This is a genomic window from Klebsiella sp. 141161 (assembly GCF_050600815.1).
GTDB classification, from domain to species: Bacteria; Pseudomonadota; Gammaproteobacteria; order Enterobacterales; family Enterobacteriaceae; genus Klebsiella; species Klebsiella aerogenes.
Genome location: NZ_JAQIRN010000013.1, coordinates 50528 through 72666 on the forward strand (window position 1 = coordinate 50528; position 22139 = coordinate 72666).

The following is a 22139-nucleotide window of genomic DNA, read 5'->3' on the forward strand; positions in this document are numbered from 1 at the left end:
AAATGAGATGAAATGAGGCCTCTTCCACTGCGGGAAGAGGCCTGAGAGATTACTTCAGCAAGGGCTTCAGGAAGCGCGCCGTGTGCGAGGCTTCACATTCGGCAACGGTTTCCGGCGTGCCGGAAACGAGAATCTCTCCGCCGCCGCTACCGCCTTCCGGGCCGAGGTCGACAATCCAGTCGGCGGTTTTAATTACGTCGAGATTGTGCTCAATGACCACGATGGTATTGCCCTGATCGCGCAGCTGATGCAGCACGTCCAGCAGCTGCTGGATATCGGCGAAATGCAGACCGGTAGTCGGTTCATCAAGGATATACAGCGTCTGGCCGGTACCGCGCTTGGATAGTTCGCGCGCCAGCTTCACGCGCTGGGCTTCACCGCCGGAGAGCGTGGTTGCCGACTGGCCAAGACGAATATAGGTCAGGCCAACATCCATCAGGGTTTGCAGCTTACGCGCCAGCGCCGGAACGGCATCAAAGAACTCGCGCGCTTCTTCGATGGTCATATCCAGCACTTCGTGGATAGTTTTGCCTTTGTACTTAATTTCCAGCGTTTCGCGGTTATAGCGTTTGCCTTTGCACTGGTCGCACGGTACGTAGATATCCGGCAGGAAGTGCATCTCAACTTTGATCACCCCGTCGCCCTGACAGGCTTCGCAGCGGCCGCCGCGGACGTTAAAACTGAAGCGGCCCGGTGTATAGCCGCGTGAACGTGATTCCGGCACTCCGGCAAACAGTTCGCGCACCGGCGTGAACACGCCGGTATAGGTTGCAGGGTTTGAGCGCGGCGTGCGGCCAATCGGGCTCTGGTCGATATCGATGACTTTATCGAAGTGCTCCAGCCCCTGGACATCGCGATATGGCGCCGGTTCGGCAATCGTCGCGCCGTTCAACTGGCGCTGGGCGATGGGGAACAGGGTATCGTTAATCAGCGTTGATTTACCGGAACCGGAAACGCCGGTAATGCAGGTAAACAGGCCGACAGGCAGCGTCAGCGTCACATCCTTGAGGTTGTTGCCGCGCGCGCCAGTGAGCTTCAGCACTTTTTCCGGATCGGCGGCGACGCGCTGTTTCGGCACTTCTATTTTGCGTTTACCGCTCATGTACTGCCCGGTGAGGGATTCTGGTACCGCCATAATGGCGTCCAGCGGCCCTTCGGCCACCACCTGGCCGCCGTGCACGCCAGCGCCGGGGCCGATGTCGATAACATGGTCGGCGGCGCGAATGGCGTCTTCGTCATGTTCAACGACAATGACCGTGTTGCCCAGATTACGCAGGTGGATAAGCGTACCGAGCAGGCGTTCGTTATCACGCTGGTGCAGGCCGATGGAGGGCTCATCCAGCACGTACATCACGCCAACCAGCCCCGCGCCAATCTGGCTCGCCAGACGAATACGCTGCGCTTCACCGCCGGAGAGCGTCTCCGCCGAACGAGAGAGCGTCAGGTAGTTCAGGCCGACGTTGACGAGGAACTTCAGGCGATCGCCAATCTCTTTCAGCACTTTCTCGGCGATTTGCGCCCGCTGGCCAGACAGCTTCAGGTTATTGAAGAAGTCCATCGCGTGGCCGATGCTCATATCGGAAATGGTTGGCAGCGGCGTGTTTTCCACAAATACATGGCGCGCTTCGCGACGCAGACGCGTGCCTTCACAGCTGGCGCACGGACGGTTGCTGATGAATTTCGCCAGCTCTTCGCGCACCGCGCTGGATTCCGTCTCTTTGTAACGGCGCTCCATGTTGTGCAGCACGCCTTCGAACGGATGGCGGCGTACTGACGTGTCGCCGCGGTCGTTCATGTATTTGAATTCAATATTCTCTTTACCAGAACCGTACAACACGACTTTATGCACATTAGCGCTGAGGGTGCCCCATGGCGCTTCAACATCAAACTTATAGTGATCGGCCAGCGACTTCAGCATCTGGAAGTAGTAGAAGTTGCGGCGATCCCAGCCGCGGATGGCGCCGCCAGCCAGCGAGAGCTCCGGATTCTGAATCACTCGATCGGGATCGAAATACTGTTGAACGCCAAGGCCGTCGCAGGTTGGACAGGCCCCTGCCGGGTTGTTGAAGGAGAACAGACGCGGCTCCAGCTCGCGCATGCTATAGCCGCAAATCGGGCAAGCGAAGTTGGCCGAGAACAGCAGTTCTTCCGCTTTACTGTCATCCATGTTGGAAACAATGGCGGTACCGCCGGAGAGTTCCAGTGCGGTTTCGAAAGACTCCGCCAGACGCTGCGCCAGATCGTCGCGCACTTTAAAGCGGTCGATAACCACTTCGATCGTGTGTTTCTTTTGCAGCTCTAATTTCGGCGGATCCGAAAGATCGCAGACTTCGCCATCGATCCGCGCGCGGATGTAGCCCTGACTGGCAAGGTTCTCCAGCGTTTTGGTGTGCTCGCCTTTACGTTCTTTAATGATGGGCGCCAGCAGCATCAGGCGCTGACCTTCCGGCTGAGAGAGCACGTTATCGACCATCTGGCTGACGGTCTGCGCGGCCAGGGGCACGTCGTGGTCCGGACAGCGCGGTTCACCGACGCGGGCGTACAGCAGGCGCAGATAGTCATGGATTTCAGTAATCGTACCTACCGTCGAACGCGGGTTGTGGGAGGTCGATTTCTGTTCGATAGAAATCGCCGGCGACAGCCCTTCGATATGATCGACGTCCGGTTTCTCCATCAGCGACAGGAACTGTCGCGCGTAGGCGGAGAGCGATTCGACGTAGCGACGCTGGCCTTCGGCGTACAGGGTGTCGAAAGCGAGTGAGGATTTGCCAGACCCAGAAAGCCCGGTGACGACAATAAGTTTGTCGCGCGGAATGACGAGGTTGATGTTTTTGAGATTATGGGTGCGGGCGCCCCGAACTTCGATCTTATCCATTCACCTTTCCCGGTAGGTAGATACACGGATTGCCTGGTTTGCTTAAAGGACAAACGGCAGAAACGGCTAATTATGACACAATTTAACCTGTCTGGATATACAGTATTGGAATGGCGCTGCAGTAAGAGGGTGAAAATTTGCATAGCAGCGGCATGTTTTCTGGAATTGGCTTCGCAGCTATCAAATTGCCCCTTTGTGGTGTTAGAATTCCCGGTTTACACTTATACAAAACGTATTATTCAGGAGATTCGATCATGGCCAGCAGAGGCGTAAACAAGGTGATTCTCGTCGGTAATCTGGGGCAGGACCCGGAAGTACGCTACATGCCAAGTGGCGGCGCTGTCGCCAACTTCACGCTGGCAACTTCCGAATCCTGGCGCGATAAGCAAACCGGCGAAATGAAAGAGCAGACTGAATGGCACCGCGTTGTGCTGTTCGGCAAACTGGCGGAAGTCGCGGGCGAATACCTGCGTAAAGGTTCTCAGGTTTATATCGAAGGCCAGCTGCGTACCCGTAAATGGACCGATCAGTCAGGCCAGGACAAGTACACCACTGAAATCGTGGTAAACGTCGGCGGCACCATGCAGATGCTGGGCGGCCGTCAGGGCGGCGGCGCACCGGCAGGCGGCGGCCAGCAGCAGGGCGGTTGGGGTCAGCCTCAGCAGCCGCAGGGCGGCAACCAGTTCAGCGGCGGCGCGCAGTCTCGTCCGCAGCAGCAGGCCCCGGCAGCGCCATCTAACGAACCGCCGATGGACTTCGACGACGACATCCCGTTCTAAGGTTTTCCTTATTACGTACTGCCTGTGCAGTAAACCAACAAAAAGCCCCGATTGTTCGGGGCTTTTTTCATTTCAGGCTCTCAGGCTGCCGGGGCCGAAGCTTCAGGAGCGGTTGGCGGAGCCGCGTCTGGTTGAAGCTTACCTGTTCCTGGCTCGGGTAGCGGGGTGGCGGTCGCTTTTTGTTTACGGGCGATATCATCCATTATCAGTCGATAGGCAATGTAGTATTTATAGATATTGCTGACATAGGTCACCGTCTCAGCGCCGATTTTTTCCGCCGCGAGATTCTCAACGTTGCCAAACCAGATGTTCGGATCAAAACCGCGTTTTTGGGTTTCCGTACGTAGACGCGCGATACGCGCCGGGCCCGCATTGTAGGACGCGAACGAAAACAGCGCTTTATTAAGCGGCGTCATTGGCTGATCGCCATAGTAATGATCAATCATCCAGCGCATATACTTCACGCCGGCATGAATGTTGGGATCGATTTTCTTAATATCGCCAACTTTTAGTTCCTTGCCGGTTGCGGGCATGACCTGCATCACGCCGATTGCGCCAACGTGGCTGCGTACTGATTGATTGAGCCGCGATTCCTGATATCCCTGGGCGGCCATCAGCAGCCAGTCGACATCATAGCGTTCGCCATATTTTCTAAAAATTTCCACCATCTGCAAAAACTTAGCGCGCTCTCTGTTGGCTGCGGCGTTTTTAACGTAGGTCGCGCTTTTCAGGTAGCGCAGCAGAATCGTGTTTCCCAGGGTGCTGCCTTGACGATTATTCTTCACGAAATTATTCAGCACCGCGAGAAGCTGCGGGTTGTCTTTGCGGACCGCCCAGGCGATGTCGCCGCCATCTCGTAACACAATGTCGTCATGCACCTGAATTTTTGGAAACACCTGTTTCCAGAAAATCGCTTTATGGCGATCCACCACGATCAGGGGTATCAGATCGGCATTGAGCATTTCGAGAAGATCCTCATCCTCGAGCGCTTCTGGTGCTTCCTGCAAAATGACCGGCGGCAGCGCTGCTTTGGCAAAGCGGGCGTTAAGCGCCTGCAAACTTTCGTAATAGCTGGATGAGCGTCGAACAAACACGGTTTTACCGGAAAGCTGCTCCAGGCTTTTTACCTCGGGCGATGATGGCCCCGAAACTAATAGCTCTTTGACATCACTATAGAGCGGGGTGGTGAAGGCGACCTTTTCCTGACGCGATGAAGTAATTGTGAGATTGGCGGCGGCGATATCCCCTTTGCCTTCATTCAGTGCCTTGAACAGGTTATCCCGCGTCACCGGGATAAAAACGATCCGCACTTTGAGGTGTTTCTGCTTCAGCTTCTTCTCTTTTGCCAGCTTGCTATTGAGATCTTTTTCTAAAGCGATGAAAAGATCGTGGGTGGCGCCGCGTTGGGTACCCTTGTCGATAAAAAAGAACGTTTTGCTGTAGGTCGTCAGCACCCGGATCGCCCGCCGATTGATCATATCGGGAAGATCGCCTTTTTGTGGCTGCATGATATGATCCATATCGATGGTCAGCTCAGCTTTATCCTTATGCGCCGGCGACGCTTTACTCGTCGAAGCCGCTGAAGCGGAGAAGGCAAACAGTATGGCGAGAAGGCAGCAGGAAACCATCGCCAGGCGACGTTGAAAACCGAAGATGTTCATGATGCGGCACTCTGCAGGGGGATGGTTATATTTTAGTCAATGCAAACGCGCCCCTGTGCCTTTTTCTATCTACCTCCCTCGTGTGCTGCTCGGCGTAGGTGGTATTTGCCTGTTTGCGAGAATTCAAAGGACAGAGGCACTTCTCATACTAGAAAATATTTTCATTTTGCGATTGCTAATTGATTATTCCGCCCACTTGAATATCAAAATGATATTTTTGTCTGCTATTTAAAATATATTGTAAGGTTAGTTATAGTCTTTGCATGGTTTTGTTTTTTTAGTATTAATACATAATTCGTAGAATGCCCGGGTTTGCTTACTTCAAGAGAGGTATAGCCGAGATGTATCAGGCTTGGTCTATATCACAATATTAATCAGCCACCTTGCAGATAACGGCCTGGAGTGCTATCACTAAATTTCCCGTAACAGATTTTACTTACAAGGATGGAAGATGAAATGGACGATTCTTAACACCCTTATCTGCCCGCATACCGGCGTTGCATTCTCGTCAATATCGGGGCTGCGGTTTCTGAAGTTTATTATCTGGTATGAAGCCGATCTTTTATTAATTCCTGGCGAAACCATGAAGCTTTATTCATCTAAAGTTTTAATTAATGATCAATATCATTCATTAAAAATTTATAACATCACGTGTTATGACGATAAACAGTGGGAAACGTTAAGAGAGCGGCCAACCTGTCCGTATAATTTCGAGGTCGCGGAGCCGGAATCTTGTCTTTATCAATCGTATTGTGCGGTTAAGCGCTGCCCGAACGAGCGTCTGCGGCCGATGTTATGCGGACAATATTAGCTTGGGTAGAGAAGAACATCATCGTTGCTGAAAATAAAAAAGCTTCCCGCAGGAAGCTTTTTTATCAGGTCATCATCATTGGCCACTCTGGCGGCGTCTGACTCATGACTTCAACCATGACATCTTTAATGTTGCCCCAGATTTTGGCGACATCCACCATGGTGATACCTAACAAGCCGGTGGCAAACCAGCAGGCGGCAGCCAGACCCAGACAGCTACAAATAATCGCTAAGCCGGCATAGTCGCTTTTACGTAATTGAATATTCAGCGAGCTGGCCAGGAACATCAATACCGCGCTCACCAGGGGCCAGCGCAAAAGTACGACACTGGTAGTAATGGAAGCCATTAACTTATCCTATCTCTCAAAGAAATTCGGGAGCCTTAGACAACCTGGCGCGATTATCAATAATGAGACGCTCTGGCTATCTGGGGGCACTTCAGGGAGTGATGAAACGACAGTTCTGTTTCATCAACTTGTGTGAACTATATCACATTTGTTGATTTATTCACCAGACAAAAAATGACCTTTTTTGACATTTAAAAACCATGTTATGAATGTGGTTAATTGTGCGGCAATGCGTACCAGCTTGTCTGATGGCCGTTTTTCGACGCCGTTAAGGACCGGACCTGGACTGCCGATAATTGATCTACGGGTTTTGTTACTTATTACGAGTAATTGTACGGAGAAACCGAATTAGTAAGTGGCTAGTGTCTTAATTATTACGAGAATGTTTCTCGATCCATCTATAAGTAAGTATGATTCATCATTATTAGGTGTGAGGTTTTTACATAAACGTGTTCGTTGCTGAAATTCGCTGTTTTTTATAACAGTCGGTAATGCCTGGTTTTTGTCCTTATACCGTGATTGAGGCGTATCGCATGGATAAAAAGCGGAAATGAATCGTAACGCGCCGCATAAGGCGTTAAGAATATTCTTCATCATACTGGTGGTTGTACTGCCGGTGGTGTTGGCGTTGTGGTTTGCGCAAATCAGGGCCAAGGAAGAAATCTCAGATAGACTGCAATCGTTTTCGCAGCTGGCGCTGCAAAAAACGGAAATGGTCATTCATGAATCCGAGCAGGCGCGCGAAAAAGCCATGCAGTTTACCGGGTTAATGTGTTCCCCTCAGCATCAGCAGTACATGTTGAATATTGTTCGCGGACTACTGTACGTTGATGACCTGATTTACGCGAGCGGTAACACTTTCCTTTGTTCCACAGCGGTCCATCCCGAAGAGGGCTGGAGAATATCCGCGGCGAATTATACTCGAAATCCCGACATCTCCATCTACTACTATCGCGATACGCCGTTTTATCCCGGCTATGATATGAATTATATGCAGCGCGGGCATTATGCCGTGGTGGTTAACCCCCTCTCTTATAGTTCAGTCATTTCCAGTGATAAAGATTTAGCCTACGGCGTCTTCGACACCAAAACGAACATGTTTTTCTCGGTGAGTAAAAACGTTGATGCCAGGGAGCTTCATCGTCTTATTCGCCACGAAGACGCTTTTTTCAATCAGGATGGCCGGGTTTATACCGTCGCCCATTCGTCGATTCGGCCGATTGCGGTCATCATGTCCACCTCGCGCGCCAGCTATTATGCCAGCCTGTACGATCAGGTTACTTTGACCCTGCCGTTAGGAATTATTTGCAGCATATTGATTCTGATGGTCTGGTCGCGAAGCCGTCAGCAGTATCATTCGCCGCGCAATAAGCTGCAGCGAGCGTTAAGCCACCGCCAGCTTTGTCTGCATTACCAACCTATTATCGACATCAAGAATAACCGCTGCGTCGGCGCCGAGGCGCTGCTACGCTGGCCGGGATTTGACGGTCCGGTGATGAGCCCGGCGGAGTTTATTCCGTTGGCGGAAAACTCAGGCATGATTGCTCAGGTAACAGATTACGTGGTTGACGAGTTGTTCAACGATCTTGGTGAATACTTGGCCAGGCATCCGCAGCTCTATATCGCGATTAATCTTTCGGCATCCGACTTCCATTCCGCGCGGTTAATTGCGCAGATTACTGAGAAAGCGCGCAGCTATGCGGTTTGCGTGAAGCAAATCAAAATTGAAGTCACCGAAAGGGGATTTATCGATGTGCCGAAAACCACGCCGGTGATTCAGGCTTTCCGCGAGGCGGGCTACGAGATAGCTATTGATGATTTCGGCACCGGTTATTCCAACCTGCATAACCTCTATTCGCTCAACGTCGATATTCTGAAGATTGATAAATCCTTTATCGATACGCTGACCACCAACAGCACCAGCCACCTGATTGCCGAGCATATCATCGACATGGCGCGTAGCCTGCGTTTAAAAACCATCGCTGAAGGGGTAGAAACGCTGGATCAGGTGGATTGGTTACTTAAGCGCGGCGTGCAGTTTTGTCAGGGATGGCATTTTGCGAGGGCAATGCCGCCGCAGGAGTTTATGCAGTGGCTGGCCAAGTCCCCGATCTTACTGCGTACGCCGCACGACGGTCGTCAGGCGGAAATCTGATGACGGTAGTCGCTGGGAGTGCGATCGAACTCCCGGCGGAACACCCGCGAGAACGTCTGCTGCGAGACGTATCCCAAATCCATCGCAATATCAAAAATAGGACGCTGCGTGGTTCTCAGCGCTTCAGCAGCGAGCAGTAGCCGGCGCTGACGAATGTAATCACCCAGCGTTTGGTGGGTAACGGTACGGAACATCCGCTGCAGATACCATTTCGAGTATCCCGATTTTTTAGCGACTACATCAATGTTAAGTGGTTGATCGATATGTTCATCAATCCATTCAATAAGCGTTTGGATAATATCCTGATGGGACATAAAGCGGCCTCTCTCAATTCTCGATTCGTCGTTTTGTCTGTCGGCGAGTATAATTCCTCAAGTTAACTTGAGGTAAAGAGCTTTATGGAAAAGAAATCAGCCCGTATCAAAATGCTGCTTTCTCCTGGGGAAGTGGCTAAACGAACCGGCGTCGCCGTCTCGGCGCTGCACTTTTATGAAAGTAAAGGGCTTATCCGCAGCCAGCGTAATGCCGGCAATCAGCGGCGATATCGCCGTGATGTGCTGCGAGCGGTCGCCATTATCAAGATTGCGCAACGTATTGGCATTCCGTTGGCGACCATCGGCGAGGCATTTGGCGTCCTGCCGGAGGGACATAATCTGAGCGCCAAAGAGTGGAAACAGCTGTCGTCGCAATGGCGGGAGGAGCTGGACCGGCGTATTCACACCCTGACTGCGCTGCGTGATCAACTCGACGGCTGCATCGGCTGTGGTTGTTTATCGCGCCGCGATTGCCCATTACGCAACCCAGGAGATAAGTTGGGTGAAGAGGGGACCGGCGCACGCCTGCTGGAAGAGGATTAATTGTGATACCTGCAAAAAACTAAAGCGCCACAACAGGGCGCTTTAGTTGTTTTCCGGTCTTTGTCTTTCGCATTATCCCGCTGGCTCACGGGAGGGTTTCCCCCGACGTCGACTCCCCTCAGGTATTGCGCAATGTGTTGAAGGAGGTTCCGGATTGCGTCGACAATGTAATTGTGGCACAGCCTGCTGATTTTGCCTGTTGGTGTTGCCGAAATTTTTCCGTCATTGGCCGCCTGTTCCTATAGTTAATTTGAACGAACAACAGGAGAGCGCCATGTTGACGGTCCATCACCTCAACCAATCCCGCTCGCAGCGCGTGCTGTGGGCGTTGGAAGAACTGCAATTGTCCTATCAGGTCGTCTGCTACCAGCGTGAAAAAAACATGCAGGCGCCGCCGGAGCTGAAAAAAATTCACCCGTTGGGTAAATCGCCGGTGCTTGAGGATCAGGGCGTAGTGCTGGCGGAGTCCGGCGCCATTCTGGAATATCTGCAGGAGACCTACGATAGCGCCCAGCAGCTGAAGCCGCAGGGGCGGGAAGATAAACTGCAATATCGCTTTTGGCTCCATTATGCCGAGGGATCGTTAATGCCCTTGTTGTTGATGAAGCTTATCTTCGCCAGCCTCGGCAAACCGCCGGTGCCGCTTGGCATGCGCACGCTGGGCGGGGCGTTGGGCAAAGGGGTGCAAAAGGCGTGGCTGGATAGACAGCTGGCGACCCATGCGGCATATATTGAACAGCATCTGGCTGGCCAGCCGTGGTTTGCCGGCGGCGCGCTGAGCATGGCGGATATTCAGATGAGCTTTCCGGTGATGGCGTTACTGGCGCGCGGCGGCATTCAAGACCTGCCGCACACCCGCCGCTGGCAGCAACAGGTTGAATCGCGACCGGGCTGGCTGAATGCTATTGAGCGCGGCGGGCCGTTTACCCTACCTGGCGGTTAATGCGCTGAAAGCGGATTAAAACATATAAAAATGTTAATGCTTTGCGCATTGACGATAACGTTTGCGCATCGTTTGTCTATTTCCTGAGCTTTGGCGGCGAAATTTGGCAAAATACGACAAACTTCAGTTGAAAAGGGCCGTCTAAAGACAGGATAATCGTTTGCCTTTTTACTTTGCTCGTTTTTTCCCCTGCCGATAGGGGGAGCAAAGACATTCCATACATCGCATTGTATGTGCGGAGTTAAACGTTTGCTTTTTCTCAGCCTCCCTCCTGGCGCCGGGAAACAGCACAAGGAGATGGCGTTTAACTGGCAGTGGATGGTCCATCACGCATGCAAGCGAACGATCAAAATTTTCAGGGGAAGTTTTCTATGTCTACGCCTTCAGCGCGTACCGGCGGTTCTTTAGACGCCTGGTTTAAAATTTCAGCTCGCGGCAGCTCCGTACGTCAGGAAATCGTTGCCGGATTAACCACCTTCCTGGCGATGGTGTACTCCGTCATCGTAGTGCCGGGAATGTTAGGCAAAGCCGGTTTTCCGCCGGCAGCGGTGTTCGTCTCGACCTGCCTGGTGGCGGGCGTCGGTTCATTAGTGATGGGTCTGTGGGCTAACCTGCCGCTGGCTATCGGCTGTGCGATTTCGCTGACTGCCTTTACCGCTTTCAGCCTGGTGCTGGGACAACACATCAGCATTCCGGTGGCATTAGGCGCCGTGTTCCTGATGGGGGTATTGTTCACCATTATCTCCGCCACCGGTATTCGTAGCTGGATCCTGCGCAATCTGCCGCAAGGCGTGGCGCACGGAACCGGCATCGGTATCGGCCTGTTCCTGCTGCTGATCGCCGCCAACGGCGTCGGCCTGGTAATTAAAAACCCGCTGGACGGCCTGCCGGTGGCGCTGGGCAATTTCGATAGCTTCCCGGTGATGATGTCGCTGATTGGCCTGGCGGTGATTATCGGCCTGGAAAAACTGAAAGTGCCGGGCGGTATTCTGCTGACCATTATCGGGGTCTCCATTATCGGGCTGATTTTTGATCCCAACGTCCACTTCTCCGGGATTTTCGCCATGCCGTCGCTGAGCGATGACAAAGGCAATTCGCTGATTGGCAGCCTCGATATCATCGGCGCGCTGAACCCGGTGGTGCTGCCAAGCGTGCTGGCGCTGGTTATGACCGCGGTATTCGACGCCACCGGCACCATTCGCGCGGTCGCCGGCCAGGCTAACCTGCTGGATAAAGACGGGCAGATCATCAACGGCGGCAAAGCGCTGACTACCGACTCCCTGAGCAGCGTGTTCTCCGGCGTGGTGGGCGCAGCCCCTGCTGCGGTGTATATCGAATCGGCGGCCGGTACGGCGGCGGGCGGTAAAACCGGCCTGACGGCAGTCACCGTTGGCGTGCTGTTTCTGCTTATCCTGTTCCTTTCCCCGCTCTCCTATCTGGTTCCGGCCTATGCGACCGCGCCAGCGCTGATGTACGTTGGCCTGCTGATGCTGAGCAACGTGGCGAAAATCGACTTCAATGACTTCGTGGATGCGATGGCGGGGCTGATTACCGCGGTGTTCATCGTGCTGACCTGCAACATCGTAACCGGCATCATGATCGGTTTTGCGTCGCTGGTGATTGGCCGCGTGGTATCCGGCGAGTGGCGTAAGCTCAATGCGGGCACCGTGATCATCGCGGCGGCGCTGGTCATCTTCTATGCTGGTGGGTGGGCGATTTAACTTTTCCTGCTAACGACGGGCGGCTTTGGCCGCCCGTTTAATTTTTCAGCCACATCCTGTTTCCTTTTGCGTTAATCTGAGTAGCGTATCATTTCGAGACATGACGCCTCGGATGTAAAAAAAGAAAACGCAGCAAACAGGGAACACATGGAAATATTCTTCACCATACTCATCATGACCCTCGTGGTCTCTCTCTCCGGGGTGGTTACACGCGTACTGCCCTTTCAGGTTCCATTACCGTTAATGCAAATCGCCATCGGCGCGCTGTTGGCCTGGCCGACCTTTGGTCTGCACGTCGAGTTCGACCCTGAACTCTTCCTCGTTTTGTTTATCCCGCCGCTGCTGTTTGCCGACGGCTGGAAAACGCCGACCCGCGAGTTTATCGAGCACGGGCGAGAAATCTTCGGCCTGGCGCTGGCGCTGGTGGTGGTCACCGTGGTCGGTATCGGCTTCCTGATTTACTGGATTGTGCCGGGGATCCCGCTGGTTCCGGCATTCGCCCTTGCGGCGGTGCTGTCGCCGACCGATGCCGTGGCGTTGTCCGGTATTGTCGGCGAAGGGCGGATACCGAAGAAAATCATGGGCATTCTGCAGGGCGAAGCGCTGATGAACGACGCTTCGGGCCTGGTGTCGTTAAAATTTGCCGTTGCCGTGGCAATGGGCACGATGGTGTTCACCATTGGTGGCGCCACCGTTGAGTTCCTGAAGGTGGCGATTGGCGGCATCCTGGCCGGTTTCGTGGTCAGTTGGCTGTATGGCCGCTCAATGCGTTTCCTCAGCCGCTGGGGCGGCGATGAACCGGCAACGCAAATTGTGCTGCTGTTCCTGCTGCCGTTCGCTTCCTACCTGATTGCCGAACATATCGGTTTCTCCGGGATCCTGGCGGCGGTGGCCGCAGGGATGACCATCACCCGTTCCGGGGTGATGCGTACCGCGCCGCTGGCTATGCGCCTGCGCGCCAACAGCACCTGGGCAATGCTGGAGTTCGTGTTTAACGGCATGGTGTTCCTGCTGTTGGGTCTGCAGCTACCGGATATCCTGTCGAGTTCGCTGGTGGCGGCAGAAGCCGATCCTAACGTTGAAACCTGGATGCTGTTCACCGATATCGTGCTGATTTACGCCGCGCTGATGCTGGTGCGTTTCGGTTGGCTGTGGACGATGCGTAAGCTTAGCCAGCGCTTCCTGAAGAAGAAGCCGATGGAGTTTGGCTCCTGGACCACCCGTGAGCTGCTGATCTCCTCCGTCGCCGGGGTGCGCGGGGCGATTACTCTCGCCGGTGTGCTGTCGATTCCGCTACTGCTGCCGGACGGCAACGTCTTCCCGGCGCGTTACGAGCTTATCTTCCTGGCCGCCGGGGTGATTCTTTTCTCCCTGTTCGTCGGGGTCATCGCGTTGCCGATTTTGCTGCGGCGTATTGAGTCTACCGACCACGTACAGCAGCGCAAAGAAGAGCGTCTGGCGCGTGCCGCGACGGCGGATGTGGCGATTGTCGCGATTCAGAAAATGGAAGAACGCCTGGCGGCGGATACCAAAGAGAATATCGACAACCAGCTGTTGACCGAGGTAAGTTCGCGCGTCATCGGTAACCTGCGACGCCGTGTGGATGGCCGTAACGATGTCGAAACCTCGATGCTGGAAGAGAGCCTTGAGCGCCGTTTCCGTCTGGCGGCGCTACGTTCGGAGCGCGGTGAGCTGTACCACCTGCGCGCGACGCGGCAAATCAGCAACGAGACGTTGCAGAAGCTGCTGCACGATCTCGACCTGTTAGAAGCGCTGTTAATCGAAGATCAGTAACTTTAAGTCCCGGTAAGCACGACGCTTATCGGGACTACTCGCGGTGCCGTTTTTTGTCGGGTGGCGGCTAACGCCTTACCCGACCTACAGTATATATGTAGCCCCGGTAAGCGTTAGCGCGACCGGGGAGTTACTCCAGCCAAAATGACTTACTGCACTCCAGCCACGCCTGAGCGCTGCGCGACATATATACGCCTTCCCGCCAGATCATCCCTAATTCCCAACGTAATTCGCTCTCCAGTGGGATCCAGTAAAAATCCTCGGCATCCAGCCGCTGGCAAATCGGCTCCGGCAAAATCGCTACGCCAATGCCCGCCTGCACCATTGCCGCCAGAAAATCCCACTGGCCGCTGCGCACGGCGATACGCGGCTTCACGTCATGCTCGGCAAACAGGCGCATCAGCTGCTGGCTGAGGGCAAAATCTTCGTTGTAGATAACCAACGGATGCTGCGCCAGCTTCTGCGGCGAGATCGAGGTGATATCCTGCCACTGCGCCGTCTTTGGCACGAGGACGCAGAGCGGATGGCTGAAGAGCGACAGCGTGGTCAGACCGCTGGCCTCATCGACCGGTAGCGCGGTCATCGCCAGATCGAGCTCGCCGTTGCTAACCGCCTGCTGTACCGTCAGCCCGCCGAACTCGGAAATTTTCAGCTCCACGCCGGGATAACGCAGGCGAAACCGGCTGATGGGCTCAGCCATCAACATGCCGACCATCGGCGGGATCCCCAGCCGCAGCACGCCTTTATTCAGATGATTGATATCGCTGAGCTCGGCTTTTAACTGGCTGAATTCGCCGAGTATCGCCTGCCCGCGTTCGAAAACTACCCGGCCGGTATCGGTTAATAACAGCTTACGGCCATCACGGATAAGCAGAGTGCAGTTGAGCTCGTCTTCCAGATTTTTGAGCATCTTGCTGATGGTGGGCTGCGTGACGAAGAGCTTCTCCGCCGCGCGGGTAAAGCTTTGCTGGCGGACGACTTCGACAAAATATCGCAACGTACGTATATCCATGATTATTCCCTGAGACTATACCTGTGATGATTTTAATTCATTTCTGTCAGTAAGGGCGGCTCTCTATACTTCACGTCTGTCTTATTTTTAGGGAATTCCGCTCATGGCCTTCGCGCCAGCACGTGTTGCGCCTTTCGTGGCGCGACGTCTTCAGGTACCGGTTCAGGTACTGCTCTATGCCGGGCTGTTTGTCTGCGCTGAATATCTGGTTAATTGGCTTCATCTCCCGCTTCCGGCCAATCTTGTCGGTATGTTGATGCTGCTGATGCTTATCGTCTGCCGGGTGATACCGCTGAACTGGGTGCGCGCAGGAGCGCGCTGGCTGCTGGCGGAGATGCTGCTATTTTTCGTCCCGGCGGTGGTTGCCGTCGTTAACTATGCGCAACTGCTGATGGTGGACGGCTGGCGTATCTTCCTCGTCATCGCGCTAAGCACCACCCTGGTATTGGGCGCCACGGCGTGGGTAGTGGATAGGGTTTATCGCTACGAAGTGAGCAGGTTGAAAGATGAGTGATTTTACCCTGAGCGTGTTGTGTCTGGCGGTCACCCTCGTGCTCTATTTTGCCAATAAGCGTCTCTATCGCCGCTTCCACAAACTGCCGTTGATGCCGCTGGTGCTGACGCCGGTATTGTTGGTGCTGATCCTCGTCTTTGGTCATATTTCCTACCAGAGCTATATGGGCGAGTCGCACTGGCTATTGTGGCTATTGGGGCCAGCCACCATCGCTTTCGCCGTACCGGTCTATGACAACATGGCGATTATCAAGCGTCACTGGATGTCGTTGACTGCCGGGGTGGTGACGGCTTCGCTGGTGGCGGTAACCACTTCCGTCTGGCTGGCGCGTCTGTTTACTCTTTCAGATGAGATCCAGCGAAGCCTGGCGGTGCGCTCGGTGACCACGCCGTTTGCGCTGGCGGCAGCGAAACCGCTCGGCGGTCAACCCGACTTAGTGGCGCTGTTTGTGGTGGTTACCGGAGTCTTTGGCATGGCGATTGGCGACGTGCTGTTCTTACGCTTGTCGATAAGCGCCGGCATGGCGAAAGGAGCCGGCTTTGGCGCGGCGTCCCACGGCGCCGGGACCGCTCGTTCTTACGAGCTCGGGCAGCAGGAGGGCGTGGTCGCCAGCCTGGTAATGATGCTTTCCGGCGTAGTGATGGTACTGGCGGCGCCTTTGGTGCGCTGGGCGATATTTTGAACTTCAGCAGTTTTACCCCGAAGTACAGCGGGTAAGGCTGCTGATATTAGAATGAGTTAAGAAACTACGTATATATAAGATGTTTGGCGTAATTAATATTTAAAGTGTTTAGGCTTTATTCCGAATCCATCAGGATACATTATTTTCTTTCTGGTTGAGTGTATATCTAATTTGTTGATGTTTATGGTTTTATGTTTTGTGATGCCTGGTGATAAATTTCTGCTAATAAGTGATGTTAGCTCTTCTTATTGAAAAATATTTTCTGCAGGATATTATTTTGATGTGGGATATTATTATTGAATGGATTCAATGAGTGACCACGTGGTGAAGTATGACGGGTATAAATTGATCTTATCATTATTTGCATGACGCATTTGTAATGCGAATATTGAATTCCATTCTCTAATATACCTGCATGAAGCAATTGACGGATTGATTGTCATTTTACAATGGATATGGGAATTCATATGAAAATCAGTAAAAAATATTTATTCAGCGCGCTGGCGATTTCCGCCTCCTGTATGTTGTCTACTATTACGCAAGCGGCGCCGAATACCATTACCTTCACCGGTACCGTTTCAGATACAACCTGCACCGCAACCATTGACGGCGGCGTAACTGCGATTGCCATGGGGACCGCATCGGTTGCAGATTTAAAAGCCTATACCTACGGTGCGGCGAAAAACTTTTCCTTTAAGCTGGCTGATTGCCCAACCACTGAAGAGGGAGGGAGCACTATCGCTCGCGTAACATTTGGTGGTGAAGCAGACAGCGCTAATAGCGATTATTTTAAAAACCAGGCAGGCTCGGAAGCGGCATCAGGCGTTGCCGTTGCTATCTTCGACAATGCGGGAAATTTACTCAAAAATAACGTTGAGGGCGCCGATGTTGATATCTCCTCTGGTGAGGCGACCATCCCTTTTACGGTAAAAATGGCTAAATCAGGAAGCGCTGACCCAACTAAAGGCGCAGTACAAACCACTGTGACTTATAACGTGACTTACTATTAATATTATTCATGGAGCAAGGGGAATCTATCCTGATTCCCCTGGAATAAAATTAGATGAGATATTTTCTGTTATTTTTCGGGTTATTATCTATCACCAGCGCGCAAGCGAGCGTAGTGGTTGGCGCAACTCGCGTGATATTTGACGGTGCAAAAAATAATGCCGAAGTAGCTGTAGAGAATAAAGATAATAGCTCTGATATTGTTCAGTCGTGGGTCTCATTGGTGGATGCCACATCTCCGGCGAAAGACTCATTTATCATTACCCCTCCGCTTTTTCGCTTAAAAGCGGGAGAAAAAGGTTTCGTGCGAATAGTGCGTTCCGGTAAGCCTCTGGCCGCCGACCGTGAATCCATGTTTTGGCTTAACATTAAAGGTATTCCGGCAATGAATAATATGCCAGATACTAATATGGTTCAGTTTGCTATCAATTCAAAGATAAAACTTATCTACCGTCCCGCTGAGCTTAAAAACAGTTCGCCAGAAATGTATGCCGGGAAATTACAATGGCAGCGCTTGGGAAGCTTTATTAGTGTAAAGAACAACTCACCACTTTATATGAACTTCTCGCAGATTGGCATTAACGGTAGGAATATTTCTGGCGGATGGTTTGCCGCCCCGTTTACGACGTTAAAAATACCAGCTGAAAGTAATTTATCCTCGACAGGGAAACAATCGATCACATGGAGCGTGATTAATGATTATGGTATGTCAGGAAAGAAATACACTGCGATCGTACAATAGTTCGAAGTTAATATACTGCCGTATTATTTTAATCCTGTCCGCTGCCGCGTTGAGCGTTAGCGTACAGGCGAGTGAATATTTTAACCCCCATCTCCTTGAGATTACGGAAAGCCAATCAACTGCTGTCGATTTATCCTATTTTTCTCAGGAAGCGGTGCCGCCGGGCCGCTATAGCCTGGATGTTTATATAAATGATAAATTTGTTTCTTCTGAATCTATTGATTTTAAAAAACATTCCGGCGATGCCGCGATGGCGGTTCAACCTTGCATTCGGCTTGAGCTTCTTAAAACGTGGTTAATTAATACCGAGAGTTACCCGCAGCTTGCTGCCGCGGGAGCGGAATGCGCTCGCCTGTCTGCCATTCCGGGGCTGGAGTACACCGTCGAACTCGCCCAGCAGCGGATTAATTTTTCGATTCCACAGGTCGCGTTACTGAATCGGCCAAGAGACTATGTGCCGGAAAATCAGTGGCAGCAAGGCATCAATGCCGGTGTACTCAATTACAGCCTATCCGGCCAGCGTAGCATTCCGCGTCATGGCGGCGCCGCGACGGAGAGTCAGTTTGTCAGCCTGCAGCCAGGTATTAATTGGGGAGCGTGGCGTATACGCAACTACAGCACGCTTAACCATAGCGATGATGGCAGCCGGTGGGAATCGGTTTATAGCTATCTTGCGCGAGATATTCATCGGCTGAAAAGCCAGTTGGTGATGGGCAATACCTATACCGCCTCGGATATTTACGACAGTTTGAACTTCACTGGTCTACAGCTAAGTTCGGACAAAGAAATGCTACCAGATAGCCTGCATGGTTTTGCGCCGACGATTAAGGGAATTGCGCGGACAACGGCCGAAGTTTCTGTTTATCAAAACGGCTATAGTATTTATAAAACGACGGTTGCCCCCGGCGCCTTTGAGATAAAAGATCTGTACTCTACCGGTAGCGCTGGCGATTTGTACGTCAATATTAAAGAGTCAGATGGCAGTCAGCAAAGTTTCGTCGTTCCTTACGCATCATTGGCGATTTTGCAGCGCGAAGGGCAGTTGGATTACACGTTTAGCAGCGGTAAGACCCGCTCGGCCAATTCAGGCGGTAAAGAATATAATTTTGTCCAGTCAACTTTGGCTTACGGGCTTTCCAGCAACGCCACGCTCTATACCGGGTTTCAGCAAGCTGAAGATCGGTATACGAATATACTCGTAGGTACCGGATTCAATCTCGGTGTTGTTGGCGCTCTTTCGCTGGATGCTTCCGGCTCTTTGGCTGAGATGAAAAATAACGATAACTCGCTCTTTGCAACTAAAGAGAAAGGGCAATCCTATCGCCTGCGTTTTAATAAAAGTTTTATGCAATCGGGGACCAGTTTTTCCGTCGCGGGTTATCGCTATTCCACTTCCGGATATTATTCTTTTGCCGACTTTATTGATGAGACTACCGCTGATAGTGACCGCAGTTCATTAACCGGTCGCAAAAAAGGTCGTTTTGATGCGTCAATTTCGCAAACGCTATCTGGCTACGGCTCACTGTCGCTTTCACTGGTCAATGAAACGTATTGGGATAACTCAAGAATGGCCTCTTTAGGCGTTGGTTATAGCGGTACTATCGGCAAAGTGTCTTACTTTGTTAATTACTCATACAACCGTAATGTCCAAAGTACAGACGATAGCGGGGAGAGCAATCCAGACAGCGACACTATCGTGTCACTCACGCTGAGTGTGCCGCTCGGCGAAACGATGTCAGCCAATTACAGTATGAGCGCAGGCCGTAAAAGCGATACCACGCACAGTGTCGGTCTTAACGGGATGATGCTTGCCGATCGTTCGCTGAACTGGAACGTTCAGCAAGGCTATGACGCCAGTGATAAAAGTATCTCCGGAAATATTGGCGTGGGTTATCAAGGATCAAGGGGCGAAGTGACCGCCGGATATGGTTACGATCGCTATAGCAACCACTACAACTATACGCTGCGTGGCGGCATGGTTGCTCATTCAGGTGGCCTTACGTTTTCTCGTTTTCTGGGGGAAAGCTCGGCGCTGGTTGAAACGCCAGGCGTCAGCGATGTGACGGTGCGCGGTCAAACGAACGTCAGCACCGATTCGGCGGGTTACGCTATTGTGCCTTATATCCGTCCTTATCATAGCAACAACTTGTCATTGGATGAGCAGCAGGTCACTGGCGCCGAAGTGGATAACGTGGTGAGAACCGTGGTGCCGACGCGCAACGCCATCGTGAAAGTAAAATACGATACCTATATTGGCTATAAGGCAATGATTACTTTAAAAACGAAGTCTGGAATTGTTCCATTTGGCGCCATCGTGTCTCTGGATAATAATAATGGACGAGCCAATGATATCCGCAGCAATATTGTTGGTGATGGCGGGCAGGTATATGTAACGGGTCTCCAGAAAAAAGGTGCGCTGCTTGTGAAATGGGGCAGCGGTGGCAATGAGCAGTGTCGGGCAGTTTATGACTTTAGCGGCCAGGTTTCGGACCAGGATATTATTTTCTATCAGGCTATTTGTTATTAACTTATCACGCTGAGAGTAATCAATGAGTAAAGCTAAAAAAATAACTTCGGTATTAACTTGCGCCCTTGTTTTATTGCCCGGCAGCTTTTTTATCGCGCCTTGCGCGCTGGCATATGATGAGTCGAGTACGCTTAATATTAACGTCACGGGAAGTATCGAGGAGCCCTCCTGCGAGGTGGCGGTTAAACCGTCAACCACCATCGACTTAGGCACGGTGTCCTATCAAACTCTGACGGGGAAAGCAGGATCCCATGGGCAAAGTACGCCGGTTAAATTAGAGTTTACTAACTGTGCTGCGGGTTTAACGTCGGTTACGCTATCATTCAGTGGTTCATCTTATGATGATACTTATCCTTCAATCTACAAAAGTAATCAAACAGGCAGTAACGGCGCCAGCGGCGTCGGAATGCAATTGCTTAGCCAAACCGACCAACAAACCTTAGGCCCCAACGAACGCTATCTCTATACCTTTGATAACACTGATACGCATACTTTTAATATGCTTGCTCGAATGTATTCACCCTATGGAAAAATAAGCGCTGGCGTAGTGGGTTTTACGGCCACGTTTGATGTGGCCTATAAATGATATTTATACAGGGAAGAGTATGAAAAAATACATTTTACTGTTACTGGTTATTATCTTTCCTGTTTATGGTTGGGCCTGTGATGGGATTAACTATGGCAGCGTCTCTATGACCAATTTGCCGGAGAAAATCCTCGTCAATGCCGGTAGCTATTCGGCTGGTACTATTTTATATGACTCCGGCAAAATTACGCGCGCGCAGACAACGTTATTAAATTGTGAAGGTGAAACCTACGCGCTTTTTAAGTGGGCATCAGACAATGCGGGTACGCTAATTGGCGATAATATCTATACCACCTCGGTTTCAGGCGTTGGTATTCGTGTGAAAGTCTGGCTAAATATCACTGGTGAGTACGGTGGCGATACCAACGATTTTAGCAGTGATTATCAAACGCATTATATTGGCGATGCGAACTATTATCTGGGCAAGCCTACGGGATTTGGTGATAGCTTCGCGACAACCAGTTACTCGCCCGCGTATCAACTACAGTTGGTCGCCACCGGCGGGCCGATCGCCAGCAATAGTACTTTAACGTTTGGCGATCCGATTTCCAGAGTATCGGTTCAGGATAATGTCGGCACCACCAGTATTTCTCCCTTGCATATCAGCGGCACCACCACGATTCAACTGACCCCGATGGGCTGTGTAACCAATAGCTCGGGGCTCAACTTCGCGATGGGGACGGTCAGCGCCTCGGCGTTTAATACCGCGACGAAAGTGGGCTCCGTCCGGCAATCTGTCACGCTCGCCTGCGAACCCGGGACTAACGTATCGATGCGGGTGACGGCGGCACAAGCGGGCGGTGATAACCCGGATAACACGGTGATGGCGCTGACTACAGATAGCAATGTCGCCACCGGCGTTGGCGTGCAGCTTAATCTGAATGGCGAGGCGCTACCGTTGAATACGGATATCAGCTTGTATTCTTCAAGCCGCACCACGGTGACCAATAGCGGCGCGGATGCTGGCTATACTATTTTTACTAATCCTGATAGCCCCGGCGGCGCCTATGCTTTAGACACGTTGCTATTCTCAACCAATTACTACAAAACAGGGGCGACGGTGACGGCGGGCTCGGCAAATGCGGCCGGGGTGATAACTTTTACCTATAACTAAACCTCAGCCTCC

At 52.2% G+C, this 22139-nt stretch carries 19 protein-coding genes; 14 read left to right on the top strand and 5 right to left on the bottom strand.

Annotation, left to right across the window (positions count from 1 at the left end):
• Positions 1-49: 49 nt before the first annotated feature.
• On the bottom strand, positions 50-2875 hold the full coding sequence (gene uvrA / locus PGR79_RS23160; RefSeq protein WP_045396741.1) for an excinuclease ABC subunit UvrA: 2826 nt from the start codon (positions 2873-2875) through the stop codon (positions 50-52).
• A 254-nt stretch (positions 2876-3129) separates the two neighbouring features.
• On the opposite strand from uvrA, the gene ssb1 reads away from it, so the two are divergent.
• A complete protein-coding gene (gene ssb1 / locus PGR79_RS23165) occupies positions 3130-3654 on the top strand; it encodes a single-stranded DNA-binding protein SSB1 (protein WP_015368746.1) in 525 nt (174 codons plus the stop codon).
• 80 nt (positions 3655-3734) lie between these two features.
• On the opposite strand, the gene PGR79_RS23170 is transcribed toward ssb1, so the two are convergent.
• The gene (locus PGR79_RS23170) at positions 3735-5315 is read right to left on the bottom strand and encodes a transglycosylase SLT domain-containing protein (protein ID WP_430922586.1); all 1581 of its coding nucleotides are present in this window, start codon (positions 5313-5315) and stop codon (positions 3735-3737) included.
• A 451-nt stretch (positions 5316-5766) separates the two neighbouring features.
• On the opposite strand from PGR79_RS23170, the gene iraM reads away from it, so the two are divergent.
• Entirely contained in the window at positions 5767-6126 is a 360-nt protein-coding gene (iraM, locus tag PGR79_RS23175) for an anti-adapter protein IraM (RefSeq protein ID WP_213317916.1), read from the top strand.
• A 64-nt stretch (positions 6127-6190) separates the two neighbouring features.
• Here the strand turns inward: iraM and PGR79_RS23180 are convergent, their stop codons facing one another.
• Positions 6191-6472 carry a YjcB family protein gene (locus tag PGR79_RS23180; protein ID WP_015704055.1) on the bottom strand — a complete coding sequence of 94 codons (282 nt, stop codon included), beginning with the start codon at positions 6470-6472 and terminating at the stop codon, positions 6191-6193.
• A gap of 550 nt (positions 6473-7022) precedes the next feature.
• Between PGR79_RS23180 and PGR79_RS23185 the strand changes: the two genes are divergently transcribed.
• Entirely contained in the window at positions 7023-8627 is a 1605-nt protein-coding gene (locus PGR79_RS23185) for an EAL domain-containing protein (protein WP_113375004.1), read from the top strand.
• Here the strand turns inward: PGR79_RS23185 and soxS are convergent.
• Positions 8612-8941 (bottom strand): superoxide response transcriptional regulator SoxS, encoded by a 330-nt coding sequence (soxS, locus tag PGR79_RS23190; RefSeq protein ID WP_015368734.1) that lies wholly within the window; start codon positions 8939-8941, stop codon positions 8612-8614. The two genes, PGR79_RS23185 and soxS, sit on opposite strands and share 16 nt — an antisense overlap.
• Before the next feature lie 84 nt (positions 8942-9025).
• Here soxS and soxR point away from each other — a divergent pair, with 84 nt between their 5' ends.
• From soxR to PGR79_RS23210, 4 genes are all read left to right on the top strand, one after another.
• Complete coding sequence (gene soxR, locus PGR79_RS23195) at positions 9026-9484, top strand: redox-sensitive transcriptional activator SoxR (RefSeq protein ID WP_087858828.1); 459 nt, start codon at positions 9026-9028, stop codon at positions 9482-9484.
• Positions 9485-9758: 274 nt separating this feature from the next.
• Positions 9759-10427 (top strand): glutathione S-transferase family protein, encoded by a 669-nt coding sequence (locus PGR79_RS23200; protein ID WP_087858827.1) that lies wholly within the window; start codon positions 9759-9761, stop codon positions 10425-10427.
• A gap of 371 nt (positions 10428-10798) precedes the next feature.
• The gene (locus PGR79_RS23205; protein WP_015368730.1) at positions 10799-12148 is read left to right on the top strand and encodes an NCS2 family permease; all 1350 of its coding nucleotides are present in this window, start codon (positions 10799-10801) and stop codon (positions 12146-12148) included.
• A 147-nt stretch (positions 12149-12295) separates the two neighbouring features.
• The gene (locus tag PGR79_RS23210) at positions 12296-13942 is read left to right on the top strand and encodes a Na+/H+ antiporter (RefSeq protein ID WP_015368729.1); all 1647 of its coding nucleotides are present in this window, start codon (positions 12296-12298) and stop codon (positions 13940-13942) included.
• 130 nt (positions 13943-14072) lie between these two features.
• On the opposite strand, the gene PGR79_RS23215 is transcribed toward PGR79_RS23210, so the two are convergent.
• A complete protein-coding gene (locus PGR79_RS23215; protein WP_087858825.1) occupies positions 14073-14954 on the bottom strand; it encodes a LysR family transcriptional regulator in 882 nt (293 codons plus the stop codon).
• Positions 14955-15057: 103 nt separating this feature from the next.
• Between PGR79_RS23215 and PGR79_RS23220 the strand changes: the two genes are divergently transcribed.
• From PGR79_RS23220 to PGR79_RS23250, 7 genes are all read left to right on the top strand, one after another.
• Positions 15058-15468 (top strand): CidA/LrgA family protein, encoded by a 411-nt coding sequence (locus tag PGR79_RS23220; protein ID WP_316425527.1) that lies wholly within the window; start codon positions 15058-15060, stop codon positions 15466-15468.
• Entirely contained in the window at positions 15461-16150 is a 690-nt protein-coding gene (locus PGR79_RS23225; RefSeq protein ID WP_087858823.1) for an LrgB family protein, read from the top strand. Before PGR79_RS23220 ends, PGR79_RS23225 begins: the two co-directional genes overlap by 8 nt.
• 449 nt (positions 16151-16599) lie before the next feature.
• Positions 16600-17160: a fimbrial protein gene (locus PGR79_RS23230; RefSeq protein ID WP_162750243.1), complete on the top strand. Its 561-nt coding sequence runs from the start codon at positions 16600-16602 to the stop codon at positions 17158-17160.
• Positions 17161-17213: 53 nt separating this feature from the next.
• Positions 17214-17900: a fimbrial assembly chaperone gene (locus tag PGR79_RS23235; protein ID WP_087858822.1), complete on the top strand. Its 687-nt coding sequence runs from the start codon at positions 17214-17216 to the stop codon at positions 17898-17900.
• Entirely contained in the window at positions 17854-20427 is a 2574-nt protein-coding gene (locus PGR79_RS23240) for a fimbria/pilus outer membrane usher protein (protein WP_430922589.1), read from the top strand. The genes PGR79_RS23235 and PGR79_RS23240 overlap by 47 nt, the downstream gene beginning before the upstream one ends.
• A 22-nt stretch (positions 20428-20449) precedes the next feature.
• Positions 20450-21013, top strand: a complete 564-nt coding sequence (locus PGR79_RS23245; protein WP_430922591.1) for a fimbrial protein — start codon at positions 20450-20452, stop codon at positions 21011-21013.
• 19 nt (positions 21014-21032) lie between these two features.
• Positions 21033-22127 carry a type 1 fimbrial protein gene (locus PGR79_RS23250; RefSeq protein WP_430922593.1) on the top strand — a complete coding sequence of 365 codons (1095 nt, stop codon included), beginning with the start codon at positions 21033-21035 and terminating at the stop codon, positions 22125-22127.
• The last annotated feature ends 12 nt before the right edge of the window (positions 22128-22139 follow it).